The following is a 17,992-nucleotide window of genomic DNA, read 5'->3' as shown; positions in this document are numbered from 1 at the left end:
GATGACCGACCGGACCGACGTGCCCGCGGCGGAGGAGCCCCCCGCCGAGACGGGCGCGCCCGCGGCGATCGGCGGCGACGGCGTCCCGGACTTTCGGGCCGCGCGGCGGCACGTCCTGATCGAACTGGTCAGGCTCGCGGCCGTGCTCCGCCGCGATGGCGTCGACGTGCCCCCAAGCGGGACGCTCGCGGCCGCCCGCGCGCTGTCGGTTGTCGGCCTCTCCGACCGCGACCGCGCGGCGGCCGCCCTGCGCGCGTCGCTGCTGTCCGCGGTCGACGACGGCGACGCCTTCGACGAGGCGTTCCCCACCTTCTGGCACCGCCTGCGCTCCGGGCTGTCCGCGGTCGCCACCGACCACGACGGACCGGAGGCGGACGCCGCCGACGGCGACGACGAGGACGACCCGCCAGACGCCGTCGAACCCAGCGACGGAGCCGACGCGGACACGCTCGAGGGCGCGGAGGCGCCGGACCTCTCCGGGGACGACGACGGCCCGCCGGCGGAGGTGCGCATCCCGACCGGCCGCCGCCGGGCGACGGGCGAGCGCGCCACCGACGACGGCGAGCACGACCGGCGTCGCGCCAGCGCCGTCTCCGGCGGGGAGGCCGTCGAGGGGCGACCGGCGACGACGCGCGACGGGCGGGCCGCAGTCGAGCGGTTCGTCGACGCGCTCGCCGCCCGATCCGGACGGCGGCGGCGGCCGTCGCCGACCGGCGCACAGGTCGACGCCCGGCGGGCGCTCCGGTCGAGTCTCGCCACCGGCGGGGCGCCGGTGGACCTGCCGGCGACGACCGCGACGGAGACGGAGTTGCGCTGTTGCCTGCTGGTCGACGTGAGCGGGTCGGTGCTGGACACGACCGACCGGAACGCCCTCCTGTCGGTCGCCGACGCGGTCTCGGCGGCCGCGCGGGACGCCCGGGTGTTCCTGTTCGACACCGAGTTGGCCGACGCGACCGCGGCGTTCGCCCGCGCCGGCGGCGACCCCGCCGCCGCGCTCCGAGAGGCGGAGATCCGATGGGGCGGCGGGACGGAGATCGGCGCCGCGCTGGAGACCCTCAGGCGCGAGCACCCCGACGCAGTCGACCGCCGAACCGTCGTCGTGGTCGTCAGCGACGGCCTCGACGTGGGCGACCCCGACCTGCTCGACCGCGGCATCACCTGGCTCGCCGAGCGCGCGGCCGCCGTCGTCTGGCTCAACCCCCTCGCGGTGTCGCCGTCGTTCGAACCGCGTTCGCGCGGGATGGCGGCGTGTGAACCGTACGTCGACGCGCTGTTCGGCTTCGCGGGCCCCGAGGACCTGGCGGCCGCCGCCCGCCAGATCGAACGCCGCGGACTGAGCGGACCGGTGGGCTATCGACACGACCCGCGCCGGCGGGCGAGCGACGGGGGTGATCGGGCGTGAGCGACGCGCTCGTGCGGGCGGTGGTCGACGCCCTCCGTCGGCGCGGTGCCGTCGACGGCGTCGCAGTCGACCGGGTCACCGTCGGGGAGGCGGCCGTCTTCGTCGAACTCAGCGACGACGGCCCCGACGGCGACGGGGGCGACGGGCCGACCGGGGACGTCGCGCGTCGCGCGGGGCTGGCGCACCGCCCGCGCGGCGCCGCGCCCGACGCCGACGGCGCCGACGTCGAGACGCTGGCGTCGTGGGCGACGGGGACGGCCCCCGCAGACGGCGACCCGACCGTCGCCCGCGCGGTCGGCGTGGCGACGCTGAACGCGCTGTCGGCGCCGTTCGTCGACTGGCGCGACGGCGACCCGATGGAGCGGCTCCCGGCGGCGGTCGACGCCATCGCGACGGTGGGGCTGTTCCGGCCGGCGTTCCGGAAGTTCGCGGACGTCGAGGTGCGCGTCGTCGAGCGCGACCCCGTCGACGCCGCGGGCGTCGAGACGCCGCCGGGCGTCACGGTGTCGGCGTATCCGCCCGAGGAGGTGGCGACGGCGATGGACGGCGCGGCGGTCGTGTTCGTCACCGGGTCGACGCTGGTGTACGGCGGGCTCGGCGACGCCCTCGCGGCCGCGCCGCCCGAGGCGACGGTGGTCGTCGTCGGGGCGACGGCGTCCGTCGTGCCCGACCCGCTGTTCGCGGCCGGCGCGGCCGTCGTCGCGGGCGCGGCCGTCGACGACCCGGCGAGCGTCCGGGCGGCCGTCCGCGCCGGCGCCTGCGGGACCGACCTCCACGACGCCGGCCTGCGGAAGGGGGTCGTCGCCGCCGCCGGCGACGAAGGCGCCGGCGCGGCCCTCGGCCTCGACCCCGAACCGACCCCGACGCGATCCGACGACCACGGCGACTGCGCCGACGTCCCCGACAGCGACGAGACACCCGAACCATGACAGGAAGCACCTGGAGCGTACCGGAGACGGAAGTCGTACAGTCGATCAGAGACAGCCTCGACGACCGCGCCGCGGGCGCGACGGACCCGCCGGACGTCCTCGCGACGGTCGTCGGCGTCGAGGGGAACGCCTACCGCCGACCCGGGGCGAAGATGCTGCTGTCGCCCGACGGCGAGGGCGTCGGCGCGATCACCGCGGGCTGTCTGGAGGAGGACCTCGCGAGCGTCGCCGAGCGCATCCGCGAGACCGGCACCCCTGAGGTCGTCACCTACGACCTCATGGACGACGACGAGGACATCTGGGGCCTCGGCGTGGGCTGCAACGGCGTCATCGACGTGCTGCTGGAACCGCTGACGGAGACGTACCGCCCCGCCGTCGACGCGTTCGCCGAGGGTCACGACGTGGCGGTGGCGACCGTCCTCGACGGCGGCGACGGTCCGCTGGCGCGCGGCGACCGGGCGTACTACCGACCGGACGACGGGACCCTCCGGACGCCCGCGGGCGACCCCGCGACCGACTGGCCCGCGGGGTTGACCGGCGCGGCGGGCGACCTCGCGGGGCGCGGCCGCGGCGACACGCTCGTGTTCGACGACGGGGAGACGACCGTCGAGGTGTTCGTCGACGGCATCGCGGCGCCGACGGACCTGGTCGTCTTCGGGACGGGCCACGACGTGGGCCCGGTGACCGAACTCGCCGCGCGCAACGACTTCCGGGTGACGGTGGTCGGCTTCCGCGGCGCGGTCGATCCGGCCGAGCGGTTCCCCGAGGCCGACCGGACGGTGACGACTTCCCCGGGACGGCTCGAGGAAGCCGACGGACTCCGCCTCGACGACCGCACTCACGCGGTGGTGATGACCCACAACTTCGTCGACGACCGCATCGTCGTGGAGACGCTGCTGGACGCCGGCGTCGCCTACGTCGGGCTGATGGGGCCGCGCGAGCGCTTCGAGGAGATGCTGGAGGCGTTCGCCGACGAGGGGCGGCGGTTCACCGAGGCGGAGTTGGACCCGCTGTACACGCCCGTGGGACTGGACCTCGGCGGCGGGTCGCCGTACCAGATCGCACACAGCATCGTCGCCGAGGTGCTCGCGGTCGCCAACGACCGGGAGCCGCGCCACCTGAAGACTCGCGAGGGGCCCATCCACGAGCGGGTCGACCTCGACGCGGGCGACGGGGACGGCGGCGCGGCCGGCGGGAGCCCCGACGCGCCGACGCAGTAGCGGGCGTCGATCGGGGGAACCGGGCGGGTCGATATCGGGGTGCCCGCGGCGAACGCGCGTTTTATCCGTTTCTGCCGGGTAGCTCCGGGCAACTGACCATGGCTCGCAAGGACGACTACTACAACCGGGCGAAACAGGAGGGCTATCGCGCCCGCTCGGCCTACAAGCTCCGGCAGATCGACGAGGAGGTCGACCTGTTCGACCGCGGCGACACCGTTGTCGACCTCGGCGCCGCCCCCGGCGGGTGGCTCCAAGTCGCCGCCGAGGAGGTGACCGAAGCGGGCACCGTCGTCGGCGTCGACCTCCAGCGCATCGACGAGTTGGAGCACCCGCACGTCGAGACGGTTCGCGGCGACATGACCGACGAGCGCACGCGCTATTACCTCCGGAAGGCGCTCGGCGTCGACCCGGATCCCGACGAGTCCGAGGGGACGCCCGACCGCCCCGTCGACGTGGTCGTCTCCGACATGGCTCCGAACATGACCGGCGAGTACCAGTTGGACCACGCCCGCTCGATCCACCTCTGCCGGCAGGCGTTCGACACCGCGCTGGAACTGCTCAAGCCCGGCGGCGACTTCGTCGTGAAGGTGTTCGACGGTCCCGATCTCGCGGACTTCCGCGACGACGTCGAAGCCCAGTTCCAGTACGTCCGGGCGTACACGCCGGAGGCGAGTCGCAAGCGCTCCTCCGAGCGCTACCTCCTCGCTCGCGGGCGCACCGACGCGCCGGTGTCGGCTGGCGACCGCCTCACGGTCGACGTGACGGACGTCGGCGAGGAGGGAGACGGCGTCGCGCGCGTCGACGGCTACACCCTGTTCGTCCCCGGCACGGAGGCTGGCGAAACCGTCGAGGTCGTCGTCGACGACGTGAAGCCGCGCTTCGGGTTCGCCGAGCGCGTCGAGTAACTCCGACGGGTCCGACACTCGAAGCTGGTGTCTTCACGAACCGCCGGTCGGCGAAGGGATCGAAGTCGTCTCGTCACCCGTCTCCTCCCGAGGCGAACAGTTGGTGTAGCAACCCGACGACGCTGGCGACACAGCCGGCGATCGTGAACGGAACCGGGTGAGCGAGAACGAACGACAGTATGCCGTCGGAGTCGGACCCACCAGCCGTGGCGGCTTCGGTCCCGTTCGCCGAATCCTCACGCGACCCGACAGCGAACACCTGCCCGCTCCCGGTTCCGACGACCACGGCGCTGTCAGCGAGCGCCGGGGACGAAGTCACGTATCCTGGGAGCAACCGGGTCCATCCGACCGTGCCGTCTTGCGCGTCGACGCCGAGGAGTCTCCCGGTGCCGTCGCAGACGAACAGCCGGCCGTCGGCCACCGCAGGCGGAGACGAGATCCACCGGTCGGCGTCGACGGTCCACGCCTCCTCACCGTCCGTGATTCGGATCGCCGAGAGCGTGGCATCGTCGTTGCCCACGTACACGTACTCACCGACGACCGCTGGTGCACACTTGTTGATCCTCGCGCCCGTGTTCACGGTCCACGCCGCCTCGCCGGTCGACTGGTCGACTGCGTGAACCACTCCCTCGCGATCGCCGACGTACACGAAGCCATTGACCACCGTCGGCGGAGACGTGATCGGGCCCGCCTCGTAGGTCCACTGCCGGGCCCCGTCGGCGACGTCGAACCCTGACAGCGTTCCGTTTCTCGACCCGATGCAGACTGTCGCTCCCTCGACGGCGGGTGCAGAGCGGTATACCGGTCCCACATCCGCGCTCCACAGTTCGCTCCCGTCGCGACTGCTGACGGCGTAGAGTGTACCGGCGCGGTCGGTCACGAACACGCGGTCGTCCGCGACGACCGGCGACCCCACCTCACCCTCCGTCTCGAACCGCCAGACGAGGTCGCCGGACGCCGGGGTGAGGGCGTACAACGTTCCGTCCGCCGATCCGACGTACACGCGGTTGTTCACGACCGCCGGCGACGAATGAACCGTCCCGTTAGTCGTAAACGACCAGCGTTCCGCACCCGTCCGAACGTCGACCGCGTGAACCGTTCCAGTGGTGGATCCGACGTACAGGCGATCGCCCGAAATGGCCGGGGAAGAGATCACCTCGCCACCCGCGTCGAATTCGAACCTGATATCGTCGTCCTCGGGCGGCGAAGGGGCCATGGCCGTCCCGGTGTTCGATGGGTTCTGCTGAAACATCGGCCAGTTCCTGTGGGCGGTCAGTTCCGTGTTTCGGCCAGCACTCGTCTGGGATCGCTCACCGCCGGCCGACCGGGTCTCACCGGATGCGAGTCCAACCCCCGTGAGTGCCGCCGTGAGAAACTCCCGTCGCCCGACTCCGCTGATCACTATTGACGGCCATGAAACATTTAGATATAAAACTTAGTGATACGACCGGCCCGTCGCCTGCGGCGGTCGTTCGCAGTGGGTCGCGTCGAACGGGGTGTGCACTCTCACGCACTCACGCCGCCAGCGTCGCCGTCGTCCCCCCGCACGACCGCCACGGCGGCGTACACGAGCGGCGTGTCGACGAGCGCGATGAGCAGTTTAACGATGTACTGCCCGACGATGAGCGACACGAGCACCGACGTGGGCAGGGCGGGACCGAGACCGAACACGGCGGGCGCGACGGCGAAGGCGACGAGGGTGAACACGATCGTGTCGATGAGCTGGCTGGTCGCCGTTGAGCCGACGTTGCGCAGCCAGAGCATGTCGCCGCCGGTGAACTCCCGGATGCGGTGGAACGCGATCACGTCCCAGTTCTGGCTGATCACGTAGGCGACCAGCGAGCCGAGCACGATGTTGCCCGAGAGGCCCAGCACCGTCTCGAACGCCGCGGGGTCAACCGAGCCCTGCGCGGCCGGCGTTGCGATGGTCGCGAACACCAGTGCCAGCAGGACGAAGTTCATCCCGAACGCGACGTTCACCACCTTCCGGGCGTACGCCTTGCCGTACAGCTCCGAGAGGCAGTCAGAGGCGAAGAATGTGACCGCGTACGCGAGCGTCCCGCCGGGCGCGGTGACGACGCCGAGCACCGGCAGCGAGACCGCCAACAGCTTCGCCGAGATGACCTGCGCGGTGACGAGCGCGGCGACGAACAGGGCGGTGAGGATGACCGCCGCGAGCGGCACGCGCAGCGGGCGCGGCTCCGCGGTGGCGGTCGCGGCGCCGTCGGCCGCGCTCATTCGACGTCCTCCCCTCCGGCGGACGCCGCGTCGAGCCGCCCGTGCCGTTCGTCGATCTCGTCGAGCACGTCCAGCGTCTTGCGCACCGACGCGCGGATCGCGTCGCTCCGGTTGACGAACTTGCCGTCGTCGCCGACGTGCTCGTCGAGGTCCGCGAGCAGCTCCCCGGGCATCTCGACGCTTATTTTGGGCATACTCTGAGGATCCCCTGAGAATAATTGAAGCTTCGGACTTCAGCGCGCCCGGGTCGCTGGGCAGCGGGTCAGCGTGTCAGATCGACCGTCGGTTCGGCGAGGTTGCGCCGGCCGCCGAGCGTCATCGCCCACAGGACGAGGAGGCCGACCCCGTACGCGGCCATCAGCGGAATCGTCACGAGGAACATCGTGAACACGTCCGCCGGCGTGAGCAGCGCCGCCAAGAGCATGATCGCGATCGTCACCTCGCGCCAGCGCGAGCGCATCGCCTGATACGAGACGCCGGCTGTGTTGAGCAACACCATCAGCACGGGGATATCCGCGAGGAAGCCGATCCCGACCGTGGTGAAGAACACCAGCCACGCGAAGTCGCTGATGCGGTAGCTGATCACCATCCCGGCCTGGAGCGCGTCGCTGACGAGCCACGAGATGACCGCCGGCGCGATGACGGTGTAGCCGAGCGCGAGCCCGCCGAACAGGCCGGCCAGGAGCGCGGCCACCCAGCCGAACACGACCTGTCGGCGGCCGCGGACGAAGCCGCGGTCGCGCAGCGCGGGCCACGCGTAGTACGCCACGAACGGAACGGTCGCGACGGCGCCGGCGATCGTCGAGATCTTCACCTCGAAGATGAGCGCCTCCACCGGGTGGAGGACGATCACGGCGAAGTTGGCGGCGTCGGGGCCGACGATCTGTTCGGGGATGCGGTTCACGAAGTTGTTCTTCACCGTCCCGATCCCGCCGAGATAGAGGAACGCGAACACGCCCGCGAGCGTGACGCCGAAGACGCTCACCAGGATGAACAGCCGCGAGCGCAGCGAACCGGCGATGAACGCGAGGTCGTCGTAGTAGCCGCCGATGTCGTCCTCGTCGCTCTCGCCGTCGGTGAGGCCCTCGAGGAAGGTTCCGGTGGCGCGGGAGGCGCGGTCGCCGGCGTCGCCGGACAGGCCGGGGATCGAGGGGCCTCCACCGGCGGAGTCGCCGGTCTCACTGCCGGCTGAACCGTCGGCTGTCGACGCGGCGGCGGCCTCGCGGACCGCCTGCACGTCGTCGAAGCGGTCGAGGATCGCCCGCGCCTTCTCGGAGTCGCCGGCGGCGGCCGCGCGGTCGGCGAGGTAGTTCGCGCGCCGCTCGGAGACGCTCGCGAACGTCGCGTCGGGAGCGCGGCGCACGTCCTCGGCCGTGAGCGCCTCCACGTCGACGGCGGCGGGATCGGTCCCCGCGGCATATGCGAAGTAGAGCGCCAAGAGCCCGGCGAGCAGCAGCGCCAGCGCGACCCCGCCTGCGACGAACGCGAGCAACGCGACGGTGCCGCTCACGCCGAGCGTGCCGAGGATCGCGTCCGCGTTCGTGCCGTACTCGACGAGGACTGAATCGGCGAGCGAGGGCCGCTCGACGAGCACGTACCCCGCGGCGGCGACGACGCCGGCGATACCGAGGAGGACGTTCCACAGCGAGCCGAACCGGCCGCGCCAGTCGACGAAGCCGGCGCCGCGGCGGAGCGCCCCGACGAGGCCGACATCATCGGCGAACAGGTCGCGGGCCGGACCGGTCGACGCGACGCCGGCGGAGTCGCTCGCGGGGGCGGCATCGGCGGCGTCGTCCCCAGCCGCGCCCGCGGTCGCGGCCTCGTCGAAGCGGTCGAGGATCGCCTGCGCCTTCCCCGGTTTGTCGGCGTCCATGGCCGTCGAGGCGGCTTCGAGCGCCTCGGACTCGGTCATCCCCTCGAACGCTTCCGGCGGCGCGGCGCGCACGCCCGTCTCGTCGAGCGCGAGCAGGTCGATGGCGTCGGGGTCTCCGGCCTCGCCGACGACGGCGGTCGCCGCGTCGAGTTCGGCGTACACAAAGTACGCGAGTGCGATGGCGACCGCGAGCACCCCGGCGAGGAGCGCGACGGCGGCGGCGACCGGGGTCGCGAACCCGACCGGCAGCCGGACGGTCGTCAGGCCCGAGACCGCCCCGTTGACTGCCTCGGGACCACCGCGAGCGAGGAAGAGGTACGTGGCCGCCGCGACGGCGACGCCGACGCCCGCGAGGACGTTCCAGCGGGTCCGGGCGACCGCCGCGACATCGATCCGCTCGGAGCCGCGGCGGGTGGTGACGACGATCTTCGCGAGGTACAGCGACGCGCCGTACAGCAGCAGCAGCGGCGCGGCCCACATGATCTGGGTAAACGGGTCCGGTGGGGAGAAGACGGCGCCGAAGACGAAGATCGCGACGGTCGCGTGGCGCCACTTGTCGCGGAACGTCTCGTAGGGGACGATCTCGGCGTACGACAGCGCCGTGATCGCCAGCGGCATCTGCGCGGCGAACCCGAACGAGAAGGTGAGCAGCGCAATGAACTGCGCCCACTTCACGATGGAGTACGTGGGCTCGATACCCGCCGAGAGGGCGTTGTTCGCGAGGAATGCGAACATGAACGGGAAGAACACGAGGTAGCCGTAGGCGACGCCGACGGCGAACAGGCCGACGGCGAGCACGAAGATGAGCGCGAGCTTCCAGCGGGCGACGGGGGCCTGTGGCCACGCCCCGCGCTCCCGGAGGGCGTCGCGCGAGAAGTACAACAGCGGGGGGATCCCGAAGATGATCCCGACGATCAGACCGATCTTCGCCTGGAGGAGGATCACGTCGAAGGGGGTCTGCGCGATGATCTCGACCTGCTGGCCGACCGTCTCGCTGAGCTGCGCGCGCGTGACGCCTTTGAGGAAGTCCCAGACGTATAACCGGAGGGCGTAGAACGTCCCCATGAACCCGACGAGGAAGACGAGGAACACCTTCTGGAGGTCCTTCTGTGCGGACCGAAGCATCGCGCCGGCGGTGGCTCTGCCATCCGCCAGCGTCTGTCGCGTGTCCTCGTCGAGCGCGCTCGACATACCGGATAAGAACGACTTGCCGGTTATCAACCTTTTCAACAACCGCGTCCCGCCGACGCCCGACCGGAGACCTGACAGCGACGGCCGCCGGGCTGGCCCGAGGGGTCGATAGCCGGGGTGACGCGATCAAAACGGGACGCAATCAGAAAAGGCCTATAACGCACGGGGGGCGAGTGGGTCCCATGACCGCGGACTCGGATCCGCCGGAGGAGCCGTCGGCGGACGCCGACGGTGACCGCGACACCGAGACTGCCGAGTCCGTCGACGACGCAACCGGAGCGGCCGACAACGGCGCCGACGACAGCGCCGACGACGCCGAGGGGTGGAACCTGGACCCGGACGACGGCACTGACGACGGTATCGGCGCGGCTGACGAGGGCGACGCGAGCGGAGGTGACGGACCGGGAGCGGGTTCCGGAGACGAATCGGAGCCGGTCGATCGCCTCGATGTCGTCGACGAGACGGCCGAGGCGCCGCCAGATATCGAGTACACCGACGACGACACCGGTGATGACGCCGGCGAGGAGTCGCCCGACATCGACCGGCGCAGCCCGTACGCGGACGACGGACGCGACGCCGTCGGAGGCGACAGCGCCGGCGACGAGTCCGACCAGCGCCGCGGCGACGACGACGCCGAGGGCGGGTACGAGCCTCCGGAACCGGGAGGCATCGACGGCGAGGAGGTCGCCGCGTCCGACGACCGACAGGCGGCGACCGCGACGCCGGGCGTGGCCGGCGAAGCCGCGACGAACGGCGCCGGCAGCGCGAGCGAGGGAGGCGGTGCCATGACGGCCGCCCAGAAGGGGATGGCCGCCGTCAACGAGGGCGTCGGGGCCCTCGGCGGCGAGGGCGGCGGCCCGGATTCCGACCAGGAGATGCCGCTGGCCGAGCACATCGAGGAGATGATGCGCCGCCTCGGCGTCGTATTCGGGATCGCCGGCGTCGTCGTCGTCGTGGTGCTGCTCGTCGGCACCGTGTCGCCGGTGGTGCCGAGCGCCGAGGAGATCATCGAGTTCCTCTGGGACGCTCACGCCGGCTTCGAGCAGAACCGCCCGCGGGTGTACGGCCCCCTGGAGTTCCTGCTCACCAAGCTGAAGGTCGCCTCGCTGGCGGGGCTGCTCGTCGGCCTCCCGGTGTTCGTCTACGAGACGTACCGCTTCATGCGCCCCGGGCTCTACCCCCACGAGCGCCGGTACTACCTCGCGGCGGTGCCCACGAGCCTGATCCTCGGGATCGTCGGCGTCGCGTTCGCGCACTTCATCGTCCTCCCAGTCATCTTCGACTACTTCATCAGCTACACCGAGGGGAGCGCGGTGCTGGCGTTCAGCCTCCAGGAGACGTTCAACCTCATCCTGCTGCTGATGGGCTACATGGCCATCGTCTTCCAGATCCCGCTGTTCATCCAGTTGGCCATCATGATGGGACTGGTGACCCGCGAGTGGATGGAGGACCGCCGGCTGCTGTTCTGGTCGGGGTTCGTCGGCCTGGCGTTCATTGTCTCGCCGGACCCGACCGGGATGGCGCCCATCATCGTCGGTGCGACGATGATCGGGCTGTTCGAGGGAACGCTGGCGCTGTTGCGCTGGACCGGGAACTAGCCGCCCACGCGGATCGCCGGACTCCTGTTCGCTCTCTCCGTTGCGGTCCTGTTCGCTCCCTCAACGGTCCGGCCGTCGAGCGCCTAGTCACGAGATCCGTCGCCGGAAGCGACCGAGCCAGTGGCGGCGCCGGTCGAGGGATCTCTCCTGGCGAGCGATCGATCCCGTGTTCCAGACTGCCAGCCGTCGCGTCCTCGGTGTCGATCGGTCTCGGAGAAACACATATGTCAGCATATTCTAATATTGCAAATACTGAGATGAGTAGCCAGAAGCCGGAATCCGAGACCGACAAGGGGCAGCGCGACCGAGCGTGTGACTGTCACCCATCTGAACATGGCCTTCGAGACGACGACATCGCCGCCGATGTCGAGACGCTCGCGGCGCTCGGAAACGACACGCGCTACGAGGCGCTTCGACTCATCGCGGGCGCCGAGGACGACATCTGTGTCTGCGAACTGGAGCCGTCACTCGGCGTGAGCCAGAGCGCAGTGAGCCAGGCGCTTTCGCGGCTGTTCGGCGCGGGGTTGGTCGAGCGCCGCAAGGAGGGCCGGTGGCGCTACTACGGCTCGACGCCGCGCGCCGAGCGACTCCTCCGCGTGCTCGACGAGACGAGGCGGACGGACGACGACTGACCGGACCGTCGCGACGACACCACCCATGCACAGACCACCCGACCCGAGCGATCGTACAGGAACCGAACAGCCCGGTTGGCAGGGGATACTCGCGGGCTACGCCCTGATCGGCGCCGCCCTCGCGTCCCTGTGGTCCATGAGCTACCCGGCCGCCGCGGCGTCGATCCTCGCGGCGGCCGCCGTCGTTCGCCTCGGCGCGCCCCGCGTCGCCGCCGCGGTCCGCTGTCTGCGCGTCTGCCGCGAGTTCACCGTCGACCTGGGCGGGAGACTTCGGATCACGGTAACGAGACCCCCCGTCGACGATGGCGCCGCCTGACCGACGGGTCGGCTGCGGGCCGGAACGCGACCGGAACCGCACCGACACGGACGCGTCGGCGAGGCCGTCGTCGACGGCCGCCCCCACGGAGACGCTGTCCGAAGCCGACGCCTGTGACCTCGACCGAGTCGAGGCGCTGCTGTCGGCGAACGACCTCCCGACGGAGGACGTACGAACGGGCCCGGGGCAGTTCTACCTCGCCCGCGACCGCGACGACGAGAGGGACGGCGGCGACGCAGTCGTCGGGGTCGGCGGCGTCGAGCGCCACGGCCCGACCGGGCTCCTCCGCTCGGTGGCGGTCGAGGAGTCGAGTCGTGGGGAGGGCTACGGGACGGCGCTGTGTGCCGCACTGGAGGACCGAGCCCGCCGGGAGGGCGTGGAGACCCTGTACCTCCTGACGACGACCGCAGCGGGCTTCTTTGGGCGACTCGGGTACGGGGCGGTCGACCGCGAGTCCGTCCCGCCGGCGATCCGATCGACCACCGAGTTCGCGGCGCTGTGTCCGGCGTCCGCGACCTGCATGCGCAAGCGGCTCCGGGGGCGGGCAACCGAGTAGCGGAGTCTCAAAGACGCCCGGGCGGCCCGGCGCGCAGCCACCCGAGGACACTTTTGGCGTCAACCTCCCACCCACGACCGATGGGAACGATCCTCCTGTGTCGCCACGGCGAGACGCCGTGGAACCGCGACCGCCGGGTGCAAGGCTGGGCGCCAACCAACCTCACCGAGCGGGGCCGAGAGCAGGCCGACGCACTGGCCGCGTTCCTCGCCGACGAATACGCCGTCGACCGGATCGTCGCCTCGAATCTGGAGCGCGCGGCCGCGACCGCCCGCGCCGTCTCGCGGGCGACGGGCGCGGCCGTGACGCTCGACTCGCGATGGCGCGAGCGGAGCTTCGGACGGCTACAGGGGCTCACCTACGACGACCTGTTCGGCGCCTACCCCGAGTACACGCTCTCGGAGATCGGCTACGCCGCCGCCGAGACGACGCCGGAGGGCGGCGAGTCGCTGTTGGACATGCGCGAGCGGGTGCTGACCGCGTTCGCAGAGCTTCGCGCCGCGGTCGGACCCGACGAGACCGTCGCCGTCGTCGCTCACGGGGGCCCGCTGTACGTCGTGACGGGCGAGTTGAAGCGTCTCGATCTGGTCGCCGCGGTGCTCGATCAGGACCAGGGGAACTGCGCGGTCAACGAGGTGCGCGTCGACGGCGACCCCGTCGGTGGCGGCGACGGCGACGCCGACCGCCCAGCGGCGCTGGTCCGCGAGAACGTCACCTCGTTCCTCCCGGAGTCGACGACGCAGGAGAACTACTAATCGACGGATCCGTCGTGGCGCCGGCGGCGCACTGCTCTGGCGCTACGACGTCGGGTAGTCGCGCGCGAACACGTCCTCGACAACCGGCTCGCCGTCGCGGTTCACGGTCGTCTCGTCGCCGGCATCGGCCTCGCCGGCCGGGCTGACACTGCCCGTCTCGTACCCCTGGAGGTCGAGCGTGACGTGGTCGAAGCCCAGATCGAGCATGTGGTTGCGCGCGGCGGCGACGAAATCGGGGTTCAGCGCCGTCTCCAGTTCGTCGGCGCCGACCTCGATGCGCGCGAGGCCGTCGTGGTCGCGGACGCGGAACTGCGAGAAGCCCCACGTGCGCAGCAGGCGCTCGGCCCGCTCGATCCGGGTGAGGCGCTCCTCTGTCACTTCGAGCCCGGTCGGGATGCGCGAGGAGAGGCACGCCATTGAGGGCTTGTCGGCAACGTCGAGGCCGTAGTGGTCGGCTATCTGGCGTACTTCCTCCTTCGTGATGCCCGCCTGCAGCAGCGGCGACACCACGTCGAGCTCCTCGACGGCCTGGAGGCCGGGGCGGTGGCCCTCGCCGGGGTCGGAGGCGTTCGTGCCGTCGCAGACGGTGCCGATGCCGCGCTCGCGTGCGGCGTCGTACATCCGCGAGAGGCGCATCGTCCGGCAGTGGTAACAGCGGTCGTCGCCGTTGGCAACGAAGTCCGGGTCGTCCAGTTCGGAGAACTCGACGATCGCGTGCTCGATGCCGATGTCGTCGGCGATCCGGCGGGCGTCGGCCAGCTCCTCGGCCGGGAGCGTCTCGCTCTTGGCGGTGCACGCGACCGCGTCGTCGCCGAGGGCGTCGCGCGCGAGGGCGGCGACCACCGACGAGTCGACGCCGCCGGAGAAGGCGACGAGCGCCCCGTCGCGCTCGGCGAGTCGCTCGCGCGCGGTCGCCGCCTTCGCCGCAACGTCGTCGTTCATGACCGGGACGACGGGACGGTCACGCAAAAGTCGTCCGACCCCGGCGCGCGCGGCGTCCGAGCGAGCTGACAGCCGCAACGCCTTCCTCGCCGGGGGCCGTCCGCCCGGACATGTCCCGCGCCGGCCCGGACGCGGTCGATCCGGAGGACGTGAGCGCGACTAACCACTCGGACGTACCGACGGATGTCGACGGCGCGTACCTGTTCGGCATCAGCCAGGAGGGCGCACCGTTCTACTACGACGCCGACCGGGGACGGGTCGTTGAGGGCGACCGTCACGGCGGCGTCGCCGACGACCGCGGCGTTGTCGAGGACGTCGAGTCGTTCATCGAGGAGATCGACGCCCGCGTCGGCTGGGACCTCCTCGGCGGCGACGGCGGCGACGACTGACGGCTCGCGCCGTTCTGGCGCTGGTCTGCGGGCTAGTCGCTCCGTTCGCGTTTTCGCGGTCTCCCGCTGGTCGACCGCGCACTCCCCGGCTCACGGCTCACTGCGCTCACCGTTCGCATCGTAGGGCTCACTTCGTTCGCCCTCGCCCCGCTCGCGAGTCACTCCGTTCCTCGCTCGCGTTTCCGAGGCGGTCGCGACGCTCCCGCCTCGCCCCCGGCACGGTTTTGACCCCCGCCGCGCTACCGGGTGCCGAATGGAGTTCACGTCGGTCCCGGGCGTCGGCGAGAAGACCGCCGACGCCCTCGCGGATCTGGACGGCGCGGAAACGGCGCTGCGTCGCGGCGACGTGGCGACGCTGGCCCGAGCCAGCGGACTCACCGAGGGACGGGCGGCCGCCATCGCCCGCGGCGCCATCCGGGAGCGCCACGACGACCCCGGCGGCTGGCTGGCGACCGACCGCGCCCGCGAGGTGTACGAGAACGCGCTCGGCCTCCTCCAAGAGCGCGCCGTCACCGACTACGCCGAGAAGCGCCTGCGGACCATCTACCCCTCGCCCACGGAGTCCCGTATCGAGGAAGTGCGAGAGTGGGCCGCCGGGGCGGTCGAGTGCGAGCCGAGCGACGACGTGCTCGACGCGCTCTCGGGGGTCGAACAGCCGTCGGAGCCGCGGGGGCTGCGGGTCCGCGAGCGGGCGCTCGCGACCGCCGACGCCGAGCGCTACGCGGCGGTGAAGGACGCGTTCCCGGAGCTGTCCGTCGAGGTCGTCGAGGACGCCCGCGACCTGTCGGAGCTGGCACGCTCGTACGCCACCGTCGTCGCGCTCGACGAGACGTTCGCCGGCGTCGACGTCGAGGGCGACGTGCGCGTCATCACCGACCCCAAGAACAACCCGGAGGAGGTCGTCCCCGAGCGCCTGCTCGCGTTCTTCGCGGAGAACCGTGCCGAGTTGCTCGCGGCGCTGGAGGTGCACGAGGCCGCCGGCATCGAGCCCGCGGTCGACCCGGCGGCGCTCCGGGACGCGCTCTCGCGGCTCGACGACGACGGCACCGTCCGCGGCGACGAGGAGCTGACGCGGCTGGCGAACGCCGTCGACGACCTCGACGCCGCCGTCTCGACGGCCGAGTCGGTCGCCAACGACCACCTCCGCGACGCGATCCGCGAGCAGGACGTGACCATCGAAGGGACCGACTTCCTCTCGCTGGTCGAGCAGGGCGCCCGCGTCGACAGCCTGCTCTCGCGGGAGTTGGCCGACGAGTACGACGCCGCGATCCGGAAGGCGCGCGAGCACCTCGCGGACGCGCTCCGACTGAACGAGAGCGAAGCGGAGTTCACCGGGCGGATCTTCGCCGGCGACCCGACCTTTCCGACCGAGCACAACGAGGAGCCGCTGAACCGGCTACGAACCGAGCTGAAGACCGCCCGCGACCGGCGGGCGGTGGCGCTCAAGTCGGAACTCGCAACGGATCTCGCCGCGCTGCGCGACCCCTCCGCCGACCTCGTCGCCGACGCGCTCGAACTCGACGTGGAGCTGGCGGTCGCGCGCTTCGCCCGCGACTTCGACTGCGTGGTTCCCGATATCGACGACGAGGGGGCCGGCTTCGACATCGAGGGCGGGCGCTCCCCGCTGTTGGACGTGCCGTTCGCGGAGGCCGAGCCCGTCGACTACGCGGTCTCGGGCGTCACGCTCCTGTCGGGCGTCAACTCCGGCGGAAAGACCTCGACGCTGGACCTCGTCGCGCTGATCGTGACACTCGCGCACATGGGGCTGCCCGTCCCCGCCGAGTCGGCGCGCGTGGGGCGCGTCTCGGAGCTGCACTACTACGCGAAGTCGCAGGGGACGCTCGACGCCGGCGCGTTCGAGTCGACGCTGCGGGACTTCGGCGACCTCGTATCGGGCGCGGCGGGACGGCTGGTGCTCGTCGACGAACTGGAGTCGATCACCGAGCCCGGCGCCTCCGCGAAGATCATCGCTGGCATCCTCGAGGCGCTCGACGAGCAGGGCGCCACCGGCGTGTTCGTCTCCCACCTCGCGCGACAGATCCGCGAGGCCGCCGCCGTCGAGGTCGCGGTCGACGGCATCGAGGCCGTGGGGCTGGAGGACGGCGAGCTCGTGGTGAACCGCTCGCCGCGGAAAGACCACCTTGCGCGCTCGACGCCGGAGCTGATCGTCGAGAAGCTGGCGCGGGAGGCGCGCGAGGACGCCGACGGTGAGAGGGGTGAGCCCGGGAGCGCGACGACCGGAAGCGACGCGACCGACGCCACCGACACGGACGCCGGCGGTCCGGCGTTCTACGAGGGGCTGTTGAAGAAGTTTTGAGGGGCCGAGCGGTCCCCTGTGGTCGGACGTTCGCGTGGGCGAGGGGAGCTCAGGCGTACAGGTCCGCGGGCGATTCGTGACCTGGCGTATCGAGATCGCGAAACAGGATCTCGTAGTCCTCTGGATCGAGCCGGGCGCGGAGGTCGTCGAGGCCGGCTTTCAGCGTCTCGCGACGGTGAGCGAGTTCTCCGTACTCGCCGTCGACCGGACCGACGCCGGCGTCTTCGAGCGCGGCCTGTTTCTGCATCACCGCGAAGTACTGACGGACGCGGTCGTCGTAGCGGGCGACGCGGACGAGTCGGTCGACGGTCTCGCGGAGGTCGTCGATGGCGACCGGTTTCTCGAGGTAGGCGTCGACCGCGAGCCCGACCACGTCGATGCCGGCGGCGACCCCGGTGACGGCGGCCACGCGGACGTCGACCGACGACGCGCGGATCCGGTCGAGCGTGTCGTCGCCGTGGAGGCCCGGCATCCGGCGATCGAGCAGGACGACATCGACCGAGTCGTCGAGCACGTCGAGCGCCTCGGGGCCGGAGGCAGCCGTCGACACGGCGTACTCGGCGGCGAGCAGGTCCGCGTACAGTTCCCGCACGTCGGCCTCGTCGTCGACGACGAGGACGTGCGGACGGTCCGCCCGGTCCGGACCGCCATCCCCCTCAGCGTCATCGATATCCTCTGTCATCGATCCGGACGACGATCGGGACCCTCCTCAACCCCGCCGACACGTTC

17 protein-coding genes are annotated in these 17,992 nt (G+C 71.6%); 11 read left to right on the top strand and 6 right to left on the bottom strand.

Annotation, left to right across the window (positions count from 1 at the left end; genetic code table 11):
- Window position 1: 1 nt before the first annotated feature.
- The 4 genes from BUE16_RS12705 to BUE16_RS12690 all read left to right on the top strand — a co-directional run bounded on the left by BUE16_RS12705 (window position 2) and on the right by BUE16_RS12690 (window position 4,456).
- The gene (locus tag BUE16_RS12705) at window positions 2-1,402 is read left to right on the top strand and encodes a VWA domain-containing protein (RefSeq protein ID WP_079991642.1); all 1,401 of its coding nucleotides are present in this window, start codon (window positions 2-4) and stop codon (window positions 1,400-1,402) included.
- Window positions 1,399-2,331 carry a Rossmann-like domain-containing protein gene (locus tag BUE16_RS12700; protein ID WP_073310273.1) on the top strand — a complete coding sequence of 311 codons (933 nt, stop codon included), beginning with the start codon at window positions 1,399-1,401 and terminating at the stop codon, window positions 2,329-2,331. Before BUE16_RS12705 ends, BUE16_RS12700 begins: the two co-directional genes overlap by 4 nt.
- Window positions 2,328-3,551, top strand: a complete 1,224-nt coding sequence (locus BUE16_RS12695; RefSeq protein WP_073310271.1) for an XdhC family protein — start codon at window positions 2,328-2,330, stop codon at window positions 3,549-3,551. Before BUE16_RS12700 ends, BUE16_RS12695 begins: the two co-directional genes overlap by 4 nt.
- Before the next feature lie 98 nt (window positions 3,552-3,649).
- Window positions 3,650-4,456 (top strand): 23S rRNA (uridine(2552)-2'-O)-methyltransferase, encoded by an 807-nt coding sequence (locus BUE16_RS12690; protein WP_073310269.1) that lies wholly within the window; start codon window positions 3,650-3,652, stop codon window positions 4,454-4,456.
- 73 nt (window positions 4,457-4,529) lie between these two features.
- Here the strand turns inward: BUE16_RS12690 and BUE16_RS12685 are convergent, their stop codons facing one another.
- From BUE16_RS12685 to tatC, 4 genes are all read right to left on the bottom strand, one after another.
- Window positions 4,530-5,672: an outer membrane protein assembly factor BamB family protein gene (locus BUE16_RS12685; protein ID WP_073310267.1), complete on the bottom strand. Its 1,143-nt coding sequence runs from the start codon at window positions 5,670-5,672 to the stop codon at window positions 4,530-4,532.
- A 290-nt stretch (window positions 5,673-5,962) separates the two neighbouring features.
- Window positions 5,963-6,694, bottom strand: a complete 732-nt coding sequence (locus BUE16_RS12680) for a queuosine precursor transporter (protein ID WP_073310265.1) — start codon at window positions 6,692-6,694, stop codon at window positions 5,963-5,965.
- Window positions 6,691-6,888, bottom strand: a complete 198-nt coding sequence (locus tag BUE16_RS12675) for a ribbon-helix-helix domain-containing protein (RefSeq protein WP_073310263.1) — start codon at window positions 6,886-6,888, stop codon at window positions 6,691-6,693. Before BUE16_RS12675 ends, BUE16_RS12680 begins: the two co-directional genes overlap by 4 nt.
- Window positions 6,889-6,956: 68 nt before the next feature.
- A complete protein-coding gene (tatC, locus tag BUE16_RS17390; protein WP_073310261.1) occupies window positions 6,957-9,758 on the bottom strand; it encodes a twin-arginine translocase subunit TatC in 2,802 nt (933 codons plus the stop codon).
- A gap of 182 nt (window positions 9,759-9,940) precedes the next feature.
- Here tatC and BUE16_RS12665 point away from each other — a divergent pair, with 182 nt between their 5' ends.
- The 5 genes from BUE16_RS12665 (at window position 9,941) to BUE16_RS12645 (ending at window position 13,615) form a co-directional block, all read left to right on the top strand.
- The gene (locus tag BUE16_RS12665) at window positions 9,941-11,356 is read left to right on the top strand and encodes a twin-arginine translocase subunit TatC (protein WP_073310259.1); all 1,416 of its coding nucleotides are present in this window, start codon (window positions 9,941-9,943) and stop codon (window positions 11,354-11,356) included.
- Window positions 11,357-11,613: 257 nt separating this feature from the next.
- Window positions 11,614-11,988 carry an ArsR/SmtB family transcription factor gene (locus tag BUE16_RS12660; RefSeq protein WP_079991640.1) on the top strand — a complete coding sequence of 125 codons (375 nt, stop codon included), beginning with the start codon at window positions 11,614-11,616 and terminating at the stop codon, window positions 11,986-11,988.
- 25 nt (window positions 11,989-12,013) lie between these two features.
- The gene (locus BUE16_RS16430) at window positions 12,014-12,304 is read left to right on the top strand and encodes a hypothetical protein (protein ID WP_143165436.1); all 291 of its coding nucleotides are present in this window, start codon (window positions 12,014-12,016) and stop codon (window positions 12,302-12,304) included.
- Entirely contained in the window at window positions 12,291-12,860 is a 570-nt protein-coding gene (gene arsN2, locus BUE16_RS12650; protein WP_079991639.1) for an arsenic resistance N-acetyltransferase ArsN2, read from the top strand. The genes BUE16_RS16430 and arsN2 overlap by 14 nt, the downstream gene beginning before the upstream one ends.
- 80 nt (window positions 12,861-12,940) lie before the next feature.
- Entirely contained in the window at window positions 12,941-13,615 is a 675-nt protein-coding gene (locus BUE16_RS12645; protein ID WP_073310255.1) for a histidine phosphatase family protein, read from the top strand.
- A 42-nt stretch (window positions 13,616-13,657) separates the two neighbouring features.
- Here BUE16_RS12645 and larE read toward each other — a convergent pair whose 3' ends face one another.
- Complete coding sequence (larE, locus tag BUE16_RS12640; protein ID WP_073310253.1) at window positions 13,658-14,557, bottom strand: ATP-dependent sacrificial sulfur transferase LarE; 900 nt, start codon at window positions 14,555-14,557, stop codon at window positions 13,658-13,660.
- Window positions 14,558-14,667: 110 nt separating this feature from the next.
- Between larE and BUE16_RS12635 the strand changes: the two genes are divergently transcribed.
- Both BUE16_RS12635 and BUE16_RS12630 read left to right on the top strand, forming a co-directional pair.
- Entirely contained in the window at window positions 14,668-14,946 is a 279-nt protein-coding gene (locus tag BUE16_RS12635; protein ID WP_073310251.1) for a hypothetical protein, read from the top strand.
- Between the two features lie 253 nt (window positions 14,947-15,199).
- The gene (locus BUE16_RS12630; RefSeq protein WP_073310249.1) at window positions 15,200-17,263 is read left to right on the top strand and encodes a MutS-related protein; all 2,064 of its coding nucleotides are present in this window, start codon (window positions 15,200-15,202) and stop codon (window positions 17,261-17,263) included.
- 49 nt (window positions 17,264-17,312) lie between these two features.
- Here BUE16_RS12630 and BUE16_RS12625 read toward each other — a convergent pair whose 3' ends face one another.
- The gene (locus BUE16_RS12625; protein ID WP_073310247.1) at window positions 17,313-17,945 is read right to left on the bottom strand and encodes a response regulator; all 633 of its coding nucleotides are present in this window, start codon (window positions 17,943-17,945) and stop codon (window positions 17,313-17,315) included.
- Window positions 17,946-17,992: the final 47 nt, after the last annotated feature.

This window comes from Halobaculum gomorrense (assembly GCF_900129775.1).
Lineage (GTDB): Archaea > Halobacteriota > Halobacteria > Halobacteriales > Haloferacaceae > Halobaculum > Halobaculum gomorrense.
Note: the sequence above shows the minus strand (reverse complement) of the source record. Positions and strands in the feature narration are given on the sequence as shown.